This window comes from Acinetobacter lactucae (assembly GCF_013122135.1).
In the GTDB taxonomy this organism is placed as follows: domain Bacteria; phylum Pseudomonadota; class Gammaproteobacteria; order Pseudomonadales; family Moraxellaceae; genus Acinetobacter; species Acinetobacter lactucae.
On record NZ_CP053391.1, the window covers coordinates 3,735,249 to 3,753,716 of the forward strand.

The window sequence follows — 18,468 nt, forward strand, 5'->3', positions numbered from 1 at the left end:
AAGACAATATATTTAATTGTTATAGCATGCCCACATGGAGTTCTGCATGATTAATGTTCGTCGGTTGAAGAAGCCGATTCTGCATCATCATCTTTATAAATAAATTTCGGCATTTCCAATCCAAAATAGATCGCAATCAGGCGTAAGGTAAAACCAAACACCAAAGTTGAAATGACGGTTAACTCTAAACTTAATCCTAAATCCTGACAAACCCAGTAACAGATGACTGCGACAAAAGAAATACTCGCATAGAGTTCACGGCGGAAAACAAACGGAACATCATTACATAAAATATCACGTAAAATACCACCAGATACCCCAGTCAGCACCCCTGCTACTGCCGACACGACAAAACCATGCCCCATTTGTAAGGCAATCTGGCAGCCAATAATCGTAAACCCAATTAAGCCTAAAGCATCGAGCACCAAAAAGATGTTATGTAAATGACGCATCCATTTGGCAATAATGATTGTGACAAATGCAGCACAACAAGTGAGCACCAAATATTCTGGATGTTTTACCCAAGTTAAAGGATAGTGACCTAGCAATACATCACGCACCGAACCACCACCTAAAGCAGTCACACAGGCAATCAGTACGACACCGAACCAGTCCATACTTCGTCGACCAGCAGACAATGCACCTGTCATGGCTTCCGCAGTAATCGCAATAATATAAATAACGGTGAGTAACATCGCCCTTTCCCTCAGGCCAAACAGTGGGCGTATTTTAAGATAAACTTACAGAAATTGTGCACAGCATTGCTTAAATTTTTTTCCTGAACCACATATACAAGGTTGTTTCATGGTGACTTGCATTTCAACCGTTGGGTCAAGGAAAAACCATTGTTGCTGGTGAGATACAAAATGTGAAACCTCATGGTGAATTTGGGCTTTTTGTCCATCATGATAATGAGCCTTGAACTCAACCTGAGCATGGGTTTTATCTAATTTTTCGTTGGCGTTAACCACCTCTAAACCTAACCATTGATTTTGTTTGCTCCACTCTGCAATAGCCTCTTTATCAAGTGCTGTCTGCTGACCTAAAGCAGTCGTTTGCACAATATAGTCGATTTGCTGTAATGCAAAAGCGCTATAACGTGAACGCATAAGCTGCTCTGCCGTTAGTGCTTTGGCCGTGCCTAAATGTAAAGGTTCACAACACTGTGTATAGCTGCCTTTTCCACATGGACAAGTTTGTTGGGTCATTTGGTGTTTCTCAAATAAAAAATAGCTCAGAGTTGAGCTATTTTATGATGTTTCCAGCCTTGAAATGTTATTTAATCTTTTGATTCATCTTGTTCGATCGAAACAATATGAACTTTCTCGATTTTATGACCTTCCATCGTAATCACTTCAAAGCGATAACCGTCCGCCTCAACAGCTTCACCATTTTCAGGTAAACGGCCTAAATGGAATAACAAATAGCCTGACAAAGTTGAATACTGTTCACTTTCATCAACCAAGTCACGACCTAATAAAAGTGATACGTGACGAATGTCAGTTGAACCTTCAAGCATTAATGAACCATCTGCCAAGCTTTCAGCAGCAGCATCTAACTCATCCTCATCCGGAAATTCACCCGCAATTGCTTCTAAGATATCGATTGGCGTTGCAATACCTTCGATTGAACCATATTCATTTAGAACAATTGCCATTTGTAGAGGTGCTTGGCGTAGTTGCTCCATCACCATGAGTACCTGAGCATTTTCATGCACAATCACAGGTTCACGTAGATGCTTTTGGAAATCAATTACACCTGTTTCAATAAAGTTGTTTAAAACTTTATGCGTAAGTGCAATACCCTCAATATTATCAAGCTCACCGCGTGCGACAATTAAACGAGAGTGTGTCATCGACATTAAACGTTCTTTTAACACTTCAGGTTCATCATCTAAGTCAATCCACTCAAGTTCAGGACGTGGAGTCATAACAGATTTTACAGGACGCTCTGATAAACTAAGAACGCCTTGTACCAACACACTGTGATAAGCACCATTGTCTTCGTCAAAAACTTCATCTGCAAAAGCTTGCGTAGCCAATACATCTTCTTTATCAGAAGATTGAGTATCTGAAGAACCACTGTTTTTGCTGCCTAACATACGTAAAACAGCAGAGGCTGTGCGATAACGCAGGTCTGTCGTAGTAACCAGCTTTTCCTGATTGCGGCGCATGCTCTGATTGATCATTTCGACTAAAATCGAGAAGCCAATTGCAGCATATAAGTAACCCTTCGGAATATGGAAGCCAAAGCCTTCCACCACCAAAGAGAAACCGATCATCATCAAGAAGCCAAGACACAGAATAACGACTGTTGGGTGCTTATTGACAAAGTCCATGAGTGGTTTTGATGCCCACAACATGATTCCGACAGCAATAACAACAGCAACCATCATTACTGACAGCTCTTTCACCATACCTACAGCTGTAATCACACTGTCTAACGAGAATACAGCGTCAAGCACAACAATCTGGACAATGACCATCCAGAATGCAGCATGTACGGGATTATCTTCTTTATGAAGTTGTTTTCCTTCCATCCGCTCATGCAATTCCATGGTGCCCTTAAAGAGTAAGAACACACCACCGAATAGCAAAATCAAATCACGACCAGAGAATGGATGATCAAAAATATGGAAGAGTGGTTCAGTCAGTGTCACGACCCAAGCAATCGAGGCTAAGAGTACAAGACGCATTCCCAAGGCAAGCACTAACCCGATTATACGTGCTTTAGCTCGCTGCTCTGGCGGTAGTTTTTCGGCCAAAATAGCGATAAAAACGAGGTTATCGATCCCCAATACAATTTCAAGAACGATTAAAGTTGCTAAACCCACCCAAGCAGACGGATCAGACATCCATTCAAAGATCATTGATCCTGCTCCTGTGTTGTTTGGCTTTTATCTTTATGTGGCAACACAACGGGCGCGCCTATACAAAAGGAGGAAAATGTTTTTTTAAGACAAGAAATTAAAACGGAGCGACTACAACCACTACCCATATTTGTTCATATGTTGTTAAACGAATTTTTAGTATAGGCAAGATTTAACATAAATTCATCACTTTTATTTGTTCATAACTCGCATTCACCAAACCCATACAAAACATGAATCTTTCTTATAAATCTGCTTATAAAGTTGTCATATCTTTTGCTTAGTGTAGACAAGAAATATGAACGTGATAAGGTAAAAATAAAACAATGAATAGCGTATTAACAATGGCAGTAAATGATTCACCAATAACAGCTGTAAAAACAAAGCAACCTCTTATTGCATTATATTGTGGTTCACGTGCAGGAAATAAACCAATCTATCGAGAGAAGGCAATTGAACTGGCTCATGGAATCGCTGAACAAGGCTTTGGTTTAGTCTATGGCGGTGCCAGTATCGGTTTAATGGGACAAGTGGCAGAGAGCGTTCTTGCAAACGGCGGAGAAGCTGTCGGTGTGATCCCTGAATTTATGCTTGATTATGAAGTCGCACATGCGGGACTTACCGAACTACATGTCGTAGAAACCATGCATGAACGTAAAGCCATGATGGCAGAACGCGCAAGTGCATTTATTGCATTACCAGGTGGTTTAGGAACATTCGAAGAAATATTGGAAATAGCCACTTGGGGCCAACTCAATCAACACCAAAAACCCATGATTTTATATAACGTAAATGGTTTTTATAACGCACTTATTGCACAATTAGACCATGCAGTTCAAGAAGGTTTTCTTCCCCTTCAGCATCGAGCTAAATTAATTGTATGTGAAGACGTTGATCAAATTTATAACGTCATTAAAAACTTAAAAATGCCAAAAAGATTCGTTGTGTAATTCTCTAAAGAATAAAAAAGAGCCTCTCAGGCTCTTTTTTATTTATAGGCCTTTTTCAACCTATTTATTTTAAATTAATTTGATAAATTGCCGTACTGCCACTGACTTCATTACCCACCACTAATAATGGTTGACCATTTGGTGAGTTTTTTGCAGAAATAAATATTAAACCCTCTGGACCTAAGTCACCTTGTTTTGCCATATCGGTTTCTTTGAAATTTCGAGTCGTAAAATATTCAACAAACTGCGGCTTCTGCGGAGTAGTAATATCGTAGACCATGATACCGCTTACTCGTTCTAATCCAATAAAGGCATAGGTTTTTTTGCCAATCGTCCCAACAGTAACGCCTTCTGGTTCTGGTCCCTTACCTGTACTACGGCTGTCAAAGGTCACTTCTTCATGATCACTATTAAAATAATCAGGGAACAGCTCAGCAATTTTACGCTCAAATTCACTACCAGAGTCCCAAACTAACTGCCCTTTAGTATTCCAAATACTAAATGAACGTCCACCATACGCATAAAGTTTGTCATAGGTTAAATAACCATCAGCATCTAATTTAGGTGAACCGTCATTATTGGTTTGGTAGCCTTTGGTCCAAGTGACTTTTAAACGGCCTAATTGATTATCTTCACGGCACCCAGCAGCATCGGTTGCAGTTGCACCACAATAGCCAAAAATCGCTGGATTCAAACGTGCGCCTTTTACGCCCGCTACAATTTTTTGTAGGTGTGCAGGATAATCTCCATCTGTATTAAATCCTTTTTTCTTGAATAAATCTTTTACACGAATTTCTTCAGCAAAACCTTTGGTAATATCCCCTGTAAAATAGGCATCCTCATCGGATAGCCATTCACGGGCATCACCCTCGTTGGCAGTTACCAGATAAGTTTCACCATTAGCCGTATAATGCGCAATTGAATCTGGTTGATACATGCCCACCAGACCTGACCATGGTTGAATATTAATTTTACCAGTTGGGTTACCATTGCTATCTTGTGGACCATCGCGATCACTAACATCTAATGCATTTGCTGCAATGCCATAATCCTTATAACCGAGTGGATAAAGCTCCATCACTTTTTGTTGAGTTAAATCGATTTGTGCTACTGCATTATTTTCTTGTAATGTGACCCAAGCAGTTTTACTATCATCCGAAACAGTAATGTATTCGGGTTCTAGATCCTGTGCGACAGTCGCATTTGGTCCAAAAATACGGACACCCTTTTCTAGCAATGCTGCCTTTTGATTATTCCATGCTTTAAAATCAGCAATAACTGCTTTTGGCTGCTGAATATTACTCACATCAATAATACTGACTGAACCTTCTGGGTCGACAGAATAATCATCATTAGGCTCAGCTTCATTTGCAACCAAGACTTTCTGACCATCTGGTGTAAAAGTCAGCATATCCGGCAGCGCGCCTACCTCAACCTTACTAATAAAGCTAAGATCACTGGCTTTAAAAAATACAACAATACCAGAATCAGTTTTGACTTTTGCCTGTACGGCTAAAGCGACAATACCATTATGTACTGCAACACTATTTACCTCTGAATCTGCTAAATATAGACGAGCAGATAATTCCTTAATATGGACTGGGTTCTCAGGTTTAGAAGCATCTAAGACATCAACCAATCCTTTTTGCGCATTTACTACAAATAGGCGTTTACTTTGTGGATCATAAGCAGGGATTTCCGCTGCACTTTGAACAAAAACACCTGTTTTATATCGTCCTAATAAACTTAATTGAATATTATTTGGAGTGATTTCCGTTTCTGTTTGGCTTACGGTATCGTCACTATCATTACAAGCGCTTATCCCCACAGATAAAATTGCAACGAGCAATGCTGTAAACTTAAATTTCATTTTAATATCCATAGCTTATTTTAAATTGATTAATTTATAAGCACACCATTTAATTCTGATGACATTTCCATGTGAATTTCATCCCAATAGGCTTCTTATTACTTTTGCTTCTTTTAGCTCCAATTTGTTTTACACTAGACCAAAACGTTAATTTTCAAATGTTATGAATGCCACGCCGACTCACCAAGCCTTGCAACCCGAATATCGCTTACTCGTTCTTTTGGTTTCCATTGGCTTTTTTATGCAGGCTTTGGACACAACGATTGTAAATACCGCTATTCCTGCAATGGCTCATCATCTAAATGAAAATCCTTTACGCATGCATAGCGTAGTCGTGGCCTATGTATTATCGGTTGCTGCTTGTATCCCATTGAGTGGATGGTTAGCAGACCGCTTTGGTGTTAGAAATATTTTCTTGTCGGCAATCGTGATCTTTACTCTTGCTTCTTTAGGTTGTGGTCTTTCACAAAGTCTTAATGAGCTGTTATTTTTCCGCGTTATCCAAGGTGTAGGAGGAGCCTTACTACTTCCTGTTGGCCGATTATCACTTTTAAAAATTATTCCTCGAACTCAGTTCTTAGCTGCAATGAGCTTAATGAGTCTGGCTGGTTTACTCGGACCTTTGGCCGGCCCAACTTTAGGCGGCTGGTTAGTTGAAGTTGCAAGTTGGCACTGGATTTTCCTCATCAATATTCCTATGGGCATACTTGGCATATTAATGACACTAAAAGTCATGCCAAATTTAAAAGAACCTTCAGTCAAAACATTTGATTTAGGTGGCTTCATCTTATTAGTAGTGGCAATGATTGGATTGTCTTTAGGGATTGAACACTTAGCTTCACCTGAATATTCAAAATGGTTCAGTATTTCGCTATTAGTGGTCGGAATAATCGCAACATTTTGGTACGCCTATCATTCACATACTCATCAAAATGCATTATTTCGTAGCCGACTCTTTAGAAATAAAATTTATGCGATTGGTATTTTAGGTAATTTCTTTGCTCGCTTTGGTGGTAATGCCTTACCTTTTGTTTTACCACTCATGCTACAGGTTGCTTTTGGTTTTGAACCCTTCATTGCAGGTTTAATGATGATTCCATTAGTTTTGGGTTCATTATTTTCAAAACCAATTGTCAGACCTATTATTCAAAAAATTGGCTATCGACGTTTTTTACTCATTAACACAACGTTAGTTGGGTTATGTATTGCCTCTTTTTCAATAATGACCGTCGATACTCCAACTTGGTTTAGAGCCTTACACTTTTTCTTATTTGGCACATTAAATTCATTGCAATTCGTTGGAATGAATACATTAACTTTGAAAGATTTGCCTCAACAAGATGCGAGTAGCGGTAATAGTTTCCTATCGATGATCATGATGCTATCAATGAGTATTGGTGTTGCACTGGCAGGTACACTCATTAATATTTTTACCAATTATTATGGTCCAGACCACGTGACTACAGCTTTTCATGTCACTCTCATTTGTCTCGGTTGTATCAATGTCATTACTGCATGTATTTTCTGGCAAATTCCAAAGAATACGCCTGTGTAAGCATTTGCATTTTTAGCATGGTTTCTCGCTCGTGAATCACGCTATGATGTCAGCTTCATATTTTGAATGAGTTTTGCATGACCAAACCGGCTAAAACCTTTTCCACAGCACAGCACAATACCTTAATCGGGATTGGCTTAGCTTTTGTTATGGGAATTTTGGCTTATTTTGGTCTGTTCTATCAGCAAAAAGCCGTTGCACAAGATTATCCAGTTCAAGGCTTCGATGTTTCTCACCATCAAGGTGATATTAACTGGAAAAAAATATCACCAGAGAAGTTCCAATTCGTCTATTTAAAAGCGACAGAGGGCGGTGATTATAAAGATTCAAAGTTTCAAGAAAACTGGCTCAAAGCACGTGAGCACGGCTTTCATGTAGGTGCTTATCACTTTTATCGTCTATGTCGTGATGGTAAAACACAAGCAGATAACTTTATTGCGACGGTACCTAAAAAATCAGATGCCCTTCCACCCGTCATTGATCTGGAATACGACAGTAACTGTATTAATACTTACACCAAAGAACAGTTAATTAAAGAAATTGGCATCATGCATGACCGCTTAAAACAGCATTATGACAAACAACCCATCTTTTATATTTCTAAAACTTTTTATCATATTGTCTTAGTTGGGAATTTTCCCGAGACTCCTCTTTGGGTACGTGATTATGAAGGTAAACCTGAACTCAAAGATAAGAGAAAATGGCTCTTTTGGCAGCATAGTAATCAGGGTAAAATTGTAGGGATAGCCAAGCCTGTTGATCTCAATGTTTATGAGGGATCGGTCAAGCAATGGCAACAATTTTTACAGCAGCAAGGCATCGTGAAAGCACAATAATATGCGCAAAATCATTCATATCGATATGGATGCCTTTTATGCATCGGTCGAGTTACGGGAACGTCCTGAATTACGACATCTACCCGTTGTTATTTCATCTCATCATCCTCGAGCTGTAATCGCTGCTGCATCCTACCCTGCCCGTGAATTTGGTTTACGTTCAGCCATGTCGATGAGTCAGGCAAGAAAACTATGCCCTCAAGTCGTTATTATTGAGCCAAATTTTGAAAAATACCGTACAGTCTCTGCTCAGATTCATTCTATTTTTCAGCAATATACGCTACTTATTGAGCCTTTATCTTTAGATGAAGCTTATCTAGATGTCACTGATAATTTAAAACAGATTGCAAGTGCAACTGAAGTTGCCATGCATATTCGGGAAGATATTTTTAGGTTAACGGGACTGACTGCATCGGCAGGTGTGGCACCAAATAAGTTTTTGGCAAAAATCGCTTCGGACTGGAATAAACCGAATGGTTTATGTGTAATCAAACCTACGCAAGTTGCTACTTTTATTCAAGACCTTCCGCTTAAAAAGATTCCTGGCGTAGGCAAAGTCACTCAGGAAAAATTACAACAGCTTCAGTTACATACGCTGGGCGATTTACAAAAAATTGAAGAGGCAGTTTTAGTTCACCACTTTGGTAAATATGGACAGCAACTCTATCTATATGCTCAAGGCATTGACCATAGACCTGTTCAAGCTGAAAGAGCTCGCCAACAAATTTCGAAGGAGACAACTTTTGATAGTGATTTTACTTTGGCTCAATGCCAGCCCTATTGGCAGGGATTAGCCGAAAAAGTCTGGCAAACACTAGAGAAAAAACAGCTCAATGCTCGAGGTGTGAATATCAAACTTAAACTTAAAAATTTTCAAACATTACAGCATAGTAAAAGCTTTAAAAGACCTATCCAGTCGCAACAAGACTTAATCCAAGTTTTATTTTTATTATTAAATGAAATGCAAATCCCCGAACACTTCCAGTTTCGCCTGATTGGTATAGGTGTTTATCAATTACAGACCCAAGCGGAAGACTTCCAGCTTAACCTTTGGTAATTGACTACTTTTCACTCAAAAGAGCAACTTTTAAACAAAATAGACTCCCTTTTACTCAAACTTTAGAGTAACCTAATCCACGCATATTCATTACCCATGTATTTGCAACATGCCAAAGCAACCTTTACTTTCGGCATATCGTCCTGTGATTGGCGTGACGACCAAATCCGAATATTGCAGGGCTCTTCTGATACATGGCTTAGATATCCCTTCCTCACAATAATCTACTGAAATTCTTTTCTACTTGCTTGCACCGACCTAGCAACTCTTCATAAAATCAAAACTATTAAATAAAGCCACTTTAGAGCATTTTTATGACGGTAAAGCGTTTACATGTTACTTCACGCTACTGCGAAGTTGCGATTTCAGGTAATTTGGTCCACTTAGCTGGGCAACTCGCAGATGATACAAGCGCAGATGTTACAGGGCAGACTCAACAAACTTTAGACAATATTGATCGTCTATTGGCAGAAGCTGGAACAGATAAAACCCATATTCTTTCTGTCATAATTTTCCTAAAAGATATCGAAAAAGACTATGCAGCAATGAATGCGGTTTGGGATGCATGGATTAGTGAAGGACACCCTCCAGCACGCACATGTGTAGAGTCAAAACTCTATGCGCCAGATGTGCTTGTAGAAATGACGGTTGTTGCGGTACTTCCTTAATTGTTATTGGTTTTAATCAATAAAAAACTGAGCAATCTCTTGAGTGATGTTGCTCAGTTTTTTAATGGTTTTAAAGTCTCTAATGTCGGCATATTATTAAGATCTTCTTTAAAAGAGTTCTCGAATCAATTGCTATAGTGACTAATTCTTAAGACTTCACAAAAGCATTTGACATTCTCTCTAGCTGTGGCGTTGCATGCAAAGTTGCCAATTCTGATTCAGGACTTAATAAATCTCTTCTTAAATCATGATAATCAGGCACACCACTATAATGCAGCACACGATAGCCAGCCAATTGTAATAAACGACGTTCATATTGTTGATGCGCTCGGCGTAACCCATTTTCCCCCAGAACAACGACTACAACCACTTGATAATTTTGGTCAAGCACAACAAAATCAGCTGCCATATTTTGATATTTACGGCGTGTATGCGCGTATTTTGTAGTTAAAAGAGCATCAAAAGATACATGTGCTAGAACTGTAAATTTGGGCAAAACAGTTTGTAGTCTAGTTAATGTCATTTGCTCATGACTGGTTAAGACTGCACGGCGCTTCAAGGCACTATCATGTTGATGCCTTCGCGAAAGACTTTTCACGGCCATCACAACAGCCAGAAATAATAATAAGATCGTGATTAAATAGTACATGGGTCCAATCCTTTAGGTTTTTTATAATGATTTTGCTAGATCACACTTTGTTTTAATTGATAACGACACAGCCGTTTTTTTAAAAGGTTCACTTAGTAATTTCACTTGTAGTTATCAAGCTTGGCTTAAATTTAGCCACCCTCACATTATTTATAATCATAGAGTCTTCAACAATCAAGTGCAGCTCGTCAGATTTTTGGCATTTATCATTATTCTTTACGTTTTTTGTACTTTAAATCTTCAAAAATCTCACTATACGATTTAAATAATCATATTTAAAACAAAACAGGCTCTGTTGAAGAGCCTGTTTTATCATTATCCGCGAGCTTTTGATTTTGGTTTACTTTTACCCCCAAACGGTCTTTTTTCTCCTGTTTCACGAGGAGGCAAGCCCGTGTGCTGAGTAAGCACCTGTCCCTTTTGTGGACGCTTCTGATTTGAATGATTATTCGTTTGCTGGTTATTTCGTTTAACCGAATCACCTGCCGTAGACGAGTTTTTCTTACGGGCAGATTTATATTCCCCTTCTGTGCCTTTTGGCTGATAAGTTGGAATTAAATGCTGCTTCGAATTACCAATTAAATCGGCACGACCCATTTCTTTTAAGGCTTCACGAAGTAATGGCCAGTTGTTTGGATCATGGTAACGCAAGAATGCTTTATGCAGACGACGGCGTTTTTCACCTTTTACAATATCAACTTTTTCAGTATAGCGAGCTACTTTGGCAAGCGGGTTTTTACCCGAATAATACATGGTTGTTGCCGTTGCCATTGGTGATGGATAGAAAGTCTGTACCTGATCGGCACGGAAACCATTCTTCTTCAACCAAATTGCAAGGTGCATCATGTCGTAATCTGAAGTGCCCGGATGCGCAGCAATAAAGTAAGGAATTAAATATTGCTCTTTTCCTGCTTCTTTACTGAAACGGTCAAACATTTGTTTGAAACGATCATACGTACCAATACCTGGCTTCATCATTTTTGATAACGGGCCTTGCTCGGTATGTTCAGGAGCAATTTTTAAATAACCACCAACATGGTGTTGTACCAGCTCTTTCACATATTCAGGGTTCAATACTGCAAGGTCATAACGTAAACCCGAACCAATCAGAATTTTCTTCACACCTTTAATTGCACGTGCTTTACGGTAAAGCTGCACTAATGGCGCGTGATCGGTATGTAAGTTTTGACAAACACCCGGATAAACACAAGAAGGTTTACGACAGTTCTTCTCAATTTCTGGGTCTTTACAGTGCAAACGGTACATGTTTGCCGTTGGACCACCTAAGTCTGAGATAATGCCGGTGAAGTTTGGTGCCGTATCACGTATTTTTTCAATCTCACGTAAAATTGAATCTTCCGAACGGTTTTGAATAATACGCCCTTCATGTTCTGTAATTGAACAGAATGTACAACCGCCAAAACAGCCACGCATAATATTGACCGAGAATTTGATCATATCAAATGCAGGGAAACGAGCATCGCCATAAGTAGGATGTGGCAAGCGTGCATACGGTAAATCAAACACATAATCCATTTCCTCTGTAGTTAGAGGAATTGGAGGTGGGTTAATCCAGACATCGCGTTCACCATGGCGTTGAACAAGTGCGCGGGCATTACCCGGATTAGTTTCAAGATGCAAAATACGGTTTGCATGCGCATAAAGCACTTGATCATTTGCCACTTCTTCAAAAGAAGGCAAACGAATGACCGCCAACTCTCGCGGTGGTAATTTGTGTTTAATTGCTTTTGATGGTGCTGGCTTTAATTGAACGATTTGAGTATCGTCATCGAGTTTGTCGCCTTCACGCACAATCGGATTTGCAACAATCTCTTTTTGGAAATTTTGATATTGAGCTAAAGAGTTACCCTTTTCTTTTTCAACCTCACAGCCATCGATATCTTCTGTCATGACATATGGGTTAATAATTGGATCAACACGCCCAACCGTATCTACATCATTACTCGCAACTTCAACAAACTTTGCTTTTGATGCTTTATTATGTTTATTAATAATAAATGCCGTACCACGAACATCAGTAATCTCGTGGATTTTTTCGCCTTTAGCCAAACGGTGCATCACATCAATAATGGCACGCTCACCATTACCGTACATCAGCAAATCGGCTTTTGAGTCCATCAAAATCGAACGACGAACCTTATCTGACCAATAATCGTAGTGCGCAATACGACGTAAACTGCCTTCAATACCACCTAATAATACTGGTACGTCTGGAAAGGCTTCACGACAACGTTGGCAATAAACTGTTGCTGCGCGGTCAGGACGTTTATTTGGTTCATTGTTTGGAGAATATGCATCATCAGAACGGATTTTACGATCTGCCGTATAACGGTTAATCATCGAATCCATATTACCTGCAGTCACCCCCCAAGCAATCGTTGGCTTACCTAAAACGCGGAAGCTTTCAACATTGGTCCAGTCTGGCTGCGCAATAATTCCCACACGGAAACCTTGTGCCTCAAGCACACGTCCAATCACACCCGATACAAATGATGGGTGGTCAATATAAGCATCACCACAGACTAAAATAAAGTCACACGCATCCCAGCCGAGTTGGTCCATTTCTTCTCGTGACATCGGCAAAAATGGCGCTGGTTCAAAACACGACGCCCAATATTTGTCGTAATCAAACAACGCTTTTGGCGCAGTTTGCATGGTGTAGGCAGTAGACATGGCTTGCGAATCTCGGCTAGCAGATGAAGGAGAGACATCTAAAGATGAAAGCCGATCATTTTAACATGAATTTCATTCATTTTCCCTGTTTATAAAACATGCGAAAACAACAATATAGAAATTAATTTGATTAAAGTTTATTCAATATTTTATTCTAGGAATAAATACGGCGGAATAAAATCCGCCGCGGTTTTCATTTTTTATTTATAGAGCTTAGAACAAAGCTTTTGGCAAACGAATCTGAATAATCTCATTATCGTCAGCTAATTTTGCGTTACGTCCTGTCGACCCTGGGAAGTTATTATCATTAAAAACGGTAAGCGTTGTACCATTTTCAATAATCACATCTTCAATCGTCTCAAATGGGAAAGCAAAAACCTGCCCCGTACCAATATCACCCTCTCTAGCTGTGCCATACAACAAATTCGGGTTAGCGATTTTAATTAAATCGACTAAATCTTCACGGCCTACTAGCTGACCTGACTCATTTAATTTAATACGAATTAATTTTTTATATCCGCCTAAATTATTCTGAGTTGCATCACGTTCAATAATAATGCCTTCTTTATCATTAAAGAGTTGGAAGTCACCAATATTGGTTGCCTTACTGTCTAACTGGAACCAATAATATTTCCCTGTATATGCTTTTTTCTTCACATCAAATTGAGAAATCAATAATTGTCTTTCCGTTTCTCGAATTGATTTAATTGGCTTTTCTATAAGAGGATAAAGATACTGCCCATCTGGCGAAATTGCCATCCCTTCAAAACCACCACTTTGCTGAACTAGAGGCTCTACAAAATTAATTTGCGCTTTATTAAATTGATTCTGTGGTGAACGTAATTCTTGAGTCGGATTTAACGGATTTGGCAGAGCAATCGGTGCATCTAATAACACACCATCTGCTGAAAAATGAAGTAAATAGGGCCCAAACTCATCTCCAATCCAGTAAGTCCCATCGCTAGTACGTTGCATAGATTCTGGATCAAAATCAGCGCCCGTTAATAAACGCTCAGCTGTATCACCATTGACAATATTAAATGGAATTAATTTATTCGGATCACGCAGTTGGATAAAGCTTTGTACAGTAACTTGGCTCGTGCCCTTAGTTTTAGTTTTGAAATCAGGCTTTATTTTATAAATACGAAGTAAAAAGTCTGCTGAATTATCTTGGGTACCAAAACCGTTATCGGCCATTGCCATATAACTGCCATCTTCATTTTTTAATGCAGCAGAAAACCCCTGTACAGGTTGACCTTTAAATGGAGGATAAATTCCATTTGCACCTTTTACATATGCCCCTGAGTTTGGACCAGCAGCATAAGTTTCTACAGGTAACTTGGCAAAGGAAATTAAGGTAGGTTCGGTAATGTTTTCAGTAGGTGCAGTTTGTTCTTGGTCGTTATCATCATTACATGCCGCCAATCCTAAACTGGCAAAGCATAATAATGCCGCTAATGTTTTTTTGCTCATAGTTTTATACAGTTGGTAAAAAATTAAGCAAATTTAATCAAGCTTATATGAAGTTTTTACTTCAAAAATATGAAATCTTTATGGCGAAAATATGACACCCCCAACTATTCAATACAAACACAAACTAAGTAACTTCATTAAAAAGAATTAAAGTTTTGTTGGCTGATATTCTCCAGCAATTGCTGCTTTTAAAAAGTTCTGGAAGGTTGGGCATTCCATATGATTTTCAGCAGGACATACAGCCGCATGTTCTAATCCTTGGCTGATAAAATGCAATCGTTTTGCCATTTGCTCTAATTGTTGAGCTTTATCTTTTAATTTTTGCCGATCAAGTTCAGGCTTACCATCTTGTCCAAACATTGTTGCGATTTCATTTAAAGAAAAACCCGCAGCACGACCTAAAGAGATTAATGCCAATTGATCAATTACCTGCTTGCCATATTGTCGACGTAAGCCTTGCCGCCCTATCGATTTAATTAATCCCTTCTCTTCATAAAAACGTAGTGTTGCTGTTGTGACTTTTGCCCTTTTAGCGACTTCACCAATATCCATAACAACCTCTTGACTTCAAGTGAACTTTAACTTGCACAATAAATTTATCACGTTTCAGACGTATAAAAGCAAGGTTTCAAAATGAATCTCTCCACAACGTTCTTTCAGGCTTTATGCCTTGGTATTGGCGCAACAATTATTATGGATATCTGGCTGTTAATATTAAAGATATTCAAAATTCCGACTTTAAATTTTGCCTTCCTCGGACGCTGGATCGGCTGGATATTTCAAGGGAAACTCATCCATCAATCTATTGCAAAAAGCCCCTCAATTAAGCATGAGTATTTATTGGGCTGGATTGCCCACTATAGTGTCGGGCTTATTTTCGCATTGAGTTTTCTTTTCATTGCTGGCTCAGATTGGCTTATTCATCCTCAGTTTTACTCAGCTCTAATGCTTGGTGTAGTCACTGTTCTCATTCCATTTTTTATTATGCAACCTGCGATGGGTGGTGGCTTTGCTTCATCAAAAACACCCCATCCTTTTTTGAACTGTCTAAAAAGTTTAATGAACCATAGTGTTTTTGGTTGTGGCTTATATCTCACTGCAAAACTATTTCAAATTTAAATAAAAGGAGACTGCTCATGAAGACTGTTGCCATCATTTACCATAGCCGCCAAGGTCACACCCAATTTATTGCTCAGCAAATTCAAACTGGTATTTTGAGCCATAAAAATATGAAAGCAGATTTACTCAATGCAGAAGATATTATCAATAGCCCAGAAATTCTTATCCAATATGATGGCTTAATTTGGGGTTCTCCCACATATTTAGGTGGTGTTTCTTCCAAGTTAAAACAACTCATGGATGCAACTGGTCCATTATGGAAAAAACAAAGTTTTAAAGGAAAATTAGCAGCTGGGTTTACCGTTTCCTCTCTTCCTGCTGGTGATAAACAATCGACGTTAATTTCGATTTTCACCTTTTGTATGCAACACGGCATGTTATGGATCGGTAATCCGATCATGCCTGAACAGCACCAAGGCATTCCTTATACGCAAGCAGCCAATCGTCTCGGTTCATGGTCAGGCTTAATGGCTCAAGCTGAACATGGCAGTAATGCAGATGGTTTTGATGAAGGAGATATTAAAACAGCTCAACAATTTGGAGAAAATTTTGCATAGACCTTAAATGCTTATCAAAGAATATCAAACCATGAAAGCACAGAGACGAGTCGAAATAATATTTAAGAAAGTTTAAAAAGTAGGTCTGTAAGCTTAAACCTACAAAACTTGCGGTGATTTGCGGATATCCAGCTTTATCATTTTTTCATAATATATGAATCATAGAGAGACAGGATGTCTCATTGAAGAAGAATAAGAACGCAGGAAGCGGTAGTTGACAGGAGTTAGCTACATAAAGCTGAATACGAAGAAACCTCGACAGGATGTCGGGGTTTTTTCATTTCAATTATACAAAATTCTTACTTTATAGATGCGCTGAGCAACAGAACTTATATTGATCTGATAAGAATGGCTGAATACCATCATTTCATTTGAAATTTGATTATTGGTTTTGTATTTTGCTTACCTCATCTTTAGCTCAAGATCATTTTGAACCATCACAATTACACCACCTTAGCCTCAAATTTTTTATTATTGGGTTGATGACAATAATGACGGGGTGTACAAGCTTAGGACCTAACAGTGGCTCATTTTCTTGGCGCTCAAATAAACTCTCGTCTGGCTTACAAAAAGCGTATTCTGTTCCAGCGAGCACAGCCAATCGGCTATCGCCAATGATTATTCAAAGTGCTGACCAATATAATGTCCCCCCTCTTTTACTCGCAGCAGTCATCAGGCAAGAGTCTAGTTACAATAGTAATGCTCGCTCTCCTACTGGCGCCGTCGGTTTAACTCAAATTATTCCAAGTTATTGGCAACAAACTTGTGCGGGGAATTTATATGATGAAACCACTAATATTCAATGTGGTGCTTATATCTTAAATCACTATTATCAGTCAGCTGATAGTTGGTTCAAGGCAACAGCTTATTATAATGTGGGACCAACTGGATATGAGCGAAGCTTCTGGACACGACACAAAGCAAAAAAATATGCTCGATCTGTGAAACGTCATCAGAAAACTTTAAAAAGTGCATTATAAATTAAGGTTAAATAAAAAAAGCGCATCTATTAATGGGCTTTTTTTATACAATTAATTTTATTCGTCAAATAAACCTTCAAATAAAACAGAAGATAAATAACGTTCGCCACTGTCTGGAAGAATAACAACTATTGTTTTATCAGCATTTTCAGGACGTTCCGCAATTTTAGCAGCAGCAGCCAATGCAGCTCCACTCGAAATGCCGACCAGAATACCTTCTTGAGTTGCACAATTTCTTGCCCATTGAATTGCTTCTTCACTACTCACTGGTAAGACTTCATCAACCAGATCTAAATCAAGATTTTTTGGAATAAAGTTCGCACCAATCCCCTGAATTTTATGGGGTGCAGGAGTAATGTTCTCACCATTTTTGATTTGAGTAATAATTGGAGACTCAGCAGGTTCAACAGCTACTGAGTATAATGGCTTATTTTGGACTTGTTCAAAATAACGTGAAATACCCGTAATCGTACCACCAGTACCTACACCAGCAACTAAAATATCAACTTGCCCACCTGTTGCTTGCCAAATTTCTGGACCAGTTGTGTCCACATGAATTTGTGGATTGGCTGGGTTTTCAAATTGTTGTGGCAAGAAATAAACATCGGGCTGTTCAGTTGCTAATCGTACAGCTTCATCAACCGCACCTTTCATCCCATTCGCAGGTTCAGTTAAAACTAAATTGGCACCTAAAGCTTTTAATACTTTTCTACGTTCAAGACTCATGCTTGCTGGCATAGTTAAAGTAATTGGATAACCCTTTGCTGCCGCAACAAAAGCCAATGCAATCCCTGTATTACCACTGGTTGGTTCAACAATATGCATGCCTTCTTTTAACACACCACGTTTTTCTGCATCTGCAATTAATGCTGCTCCAATACGACATTTCACAGAAAAGGCAGGATTACGACTTTCTACTTTTGCTAATACAGTTGCGCTAGTTTTAATTAATCGGTTGATGCGAACTAAAGGAGTATTACCAATAGCTTCTGCATTATTTGAATAAACTGCGATACCTAAATTATTGGGTGTTGGGAATTGTGGATCGGTAGACATGTTATATCCTTATTAGATTTGGAATGCTTCTGAATCATTATAGGCTTGTGGACGGAAGAGAAAAGCAGGAAAGATAAAAAATTATAAAAAATAAATATTTTTCAATATATTAAGTATAAATAATAAAAGTAGATG

Annotated in this window: 17 protein-coding genes and 1 pseudogene; 8 read left to right on the forward strand and 10 right to left on the reverse strand. The window is 38.8% G+C overall.

The genetic code is table 11. The features are described from left to right. Positions 1-50 precede the first annotated feature (50 nt). The 3 genes from HLV59_RS17460 to HLV59_RS17470 all read right to left on the reverse strand — a co-directional run bounded on the left by HLV59_RS17460 (position 51) and on the right by HLV59_RS17470 (position 2,869). Positions 51-695 carry a trimeric intracellular cation channel family protein gene (locus HLV59_RS17460; protein ID WP_016144082.1) on the reverse strand — a complete coding sequence of 215 codons (645 nt, stop codon included), beginning with the start codon at positions 693-695 and terminating at the stop codon, positions 51-53. 45 nt (positions 696-740) lie between these two features. Continuing rightward, positions 741-1,208: a YchJ family protein gene (locus HLV59_RS17465; protein WP_125739264.1), complete on the reverse strand. Its 468-nt coding sequence runs from the start codon at positions 1,206-1,208 to the stop codon at positions 741-743. 71 nt (positions 1,209-1,279) lie between these two features. Further along, positions 1,280-2,869, reverse strand: coding sequence for a TerC family protein (locus HLV59_RS17470; protein WP_171430455.1), 1,590 nt, complete (start codon positions 2,867-2,869; stop codon positions 1,280-1,282). A gap of 326 nt (positions 2,870-3,195) precedes the next feature. On the opposite strand from HLV59_RS17470, the gene HLV59_RS17475 reads away from it, so the two are divergent. Then, positions 3,196-3,819 carry an LOG family protein gene (locus HLV59_RS17475; RefSeq protein ID WP_016144079.1) on the forward strand — a complete coding sequence of 208 codons (624 nt, stop codon included), beginning with the start codon at positions 3,196-3,198 and terminating at the stop codon, positions 3,817-3,819. A gap of 64 nt (positions 3,820-3,883) precedes the next feature. Here the strand turns inward: HLV59_RS17475 and HLV59_RS17480 are convergent, their stop codons facing one another. After that, positions 3,884-5,689, reverse strand: a complete 1,806-nt coding sequence (locus HLV59_RS17480; protein ID WP_171430456.1) for a choice-of-anchor I family protein — start codon at positions 5,687-5,689, stop codon at positions 3,884-3,886. Between the two features lie 163 nt (positions 5,690-5,852). Here HLV59_RS17480 and mdtD point away from each other — a divergent pair, with 163 nt between their 5' ends. The 3 genes from mdtD to dinB all read left to right on the forward strand — a co-directional run bounded on the left by mdtD (position 5,853) and on the right by dinB (position 9,137). After that, positions 5,853-7,244: a multidrug transporter subunit MdtD gene (gene mdtD / locus HLV59_RS17485; RefSeq protein WP_171430457.1), complete on the forward strand. Its 1,392-nt coding sequence runs from the start codon at positions 5,853-5,855 to the stop codon at positions 7,242-7,244. Between the two features lie 77 nt (positions 7,245-7,321). Continuing rightward, complete coding sequence (locus HLV59_RS17490; protein ID WP_171430458.1) at positions 7,322-8,080, forward strand: glycoside hydrolase family 25 protein; 759 nt, start codon at positions 7,322-7,324, stop codon at positions 8,078-8,080. Position 8,081: 1 nt separating this feature from the next. Beyond that, the gene (gene dinB, locus HLV59_RS17495; protein WP_151748496.1) at positions 8,082-9,137 is read left to right on the forward strand and encodes a DNA polymerase IV; all 1,056 of its coding nucleotides are present in this window, start codon (positions 8,082-8,084) and stop codon (positions 9,135-9,137) included. A gap of 58 nt (positions 9,138-9,195) precedes the next feature. On the opposite strand, the pseudogene HLV59_RS18745 reads toward dinB, so the two are convergent. Continuing rightward, positions 9,196-9,258, reverse strand: a pseudogene (locus HLV59_RS18745) (hypothetical protein); the annotation flags it as partial. A 193-nt stretch (positions 9,259-9,451) separates the two neighbouring features. On the opposite strand from HLV59_RS18745, the gene HLV59_RS17500 reads away from it, so the two are divergent. Further along, a complete protein-coding gene (locus HLV59_RS17500; protein WP_016144074.1) occupies positions 9,452-9,805 on the forward strand; it encodes a RidA family protein in 354 nt (117 codons plus the stop codon). Between the two features lie 148 nt (positions 9,806-9,953). On the opposite strand, the gene HLV59_RS17505 is transcribed toward HLV59_RS17500, so the two are convergent. From HLV59_RS17505 to HLV59_RS17520, 4 genes are all read right to left on the reverse strand, one after another. Further along, a complete protein-coding gene (locus HLV59_RS17505) occupies positions 9,954-10,454 on the reverse strand; it encodes a DUF2726 domain-containing protein (protein WP_031947131.1) in 501 nt (166 codons plus the stop codon). A gap of 315 nt (positions 10,455-10,769) precedes the next feature. Next, the gene (locus tag HLV59_RS17510; protein ID WP_031947130.1) at positions 10,770-13,148 is read right to left on the reverse strand and encodes a YgiQ family radical SAM protein; all 2,379 of its coding nucleotides are present in this window, start codon (positions 13,146-13,148) and stop codon (positions 10,770-10,772) included. Positions 13,149-13,361: 213 nt separating this feature from the next. Next, on the reverse strand, positions 13,362-14,621 hold the full coding sequence (locus HLV59_RS17515; RefSeq protein WP_125699895.1) for an esterase-like activity of phytase family protein: 1,260 nt from the start codon (positions 14,619-14,621) through the stop codon (positions 13,362-13,364). 147 nt (positions 14,622-14,768) lie between these two features. Then, entirely contained in the window at positions 14,769-15,173 is a 405-nt protein-coding gene (locus tag HLV59_RS17520; protein ID WP_171430459.1) for a helix-turn-helix domain-containing protein, read from the reverse strand. An 81-nt stretch (positions 15,174-15,254) separates the two neighbouring features. On the opposite strand from HLV59_RS17520, the gene HLV59_RS17525 reads away from it, so the two are divergent. The 3 genes from HLV59_RS17525 to HLV59_RS17535 all read left to right on the forward strand — a co-directional run bounded on the left by HLV59_RS17525 (position 15,255) and on the right by HLV59_RS17535 (position 17,277). Continuing rightward, positions 15,255-15,740 carry a DUF2938 domain-containing protein gene (locus HLV59_RS17525; protein WP_171430460.1) on the forward strand — a complete coding sequence of 162 codons (486 nt, stop codon included), beginning with the start codon at positions 15,255-15,257 and terminating at the stop codon, positions 15,738-15,740. 17 nt (positions 15,741-15,757) lie between these two features. Then, positions 15,758-16,297: a flavodoxin family protein gene (locus tag HLV59_RS17530; RefSeq protein ID WP_171430461.1), complete on the forward strand. Its 540-nt coding sequence runs from the start codon at positions 15,758-15,760 to the stop codon at positions 16,295-16,297. A gap of 371 nt (positions 16,298-16,668) precedes the next feature. Next, positions 16,669-17,277, forward strand: coding sequence for a lytic transglycosylase domain-containing protein (locus tag HLV59_RS17535; protein WP_171430462.1), 609 nt, complete (start codon positions 16,669-16,671; stop codon positions 17,275-17,277). Positions 17,278-17,334: 57 nt separating this feature from the next. Here the strand turns inward: HLV59_RS17535 and cysK are convergent, their stop codons facing one another. Further along, positions 17,335-18,333: a cysteine synthase A gene (gene cysK, locus HLV59_RS17540; protein WP_171430463.1), complete on the reverse strand. Its 999-nt coding sequence runs from the start codon at positions 18,331-18,333 to the stop codon at positions 17,335-17,337. Positions 18,334-18,468: the final 135 nt, after the last annotated feature.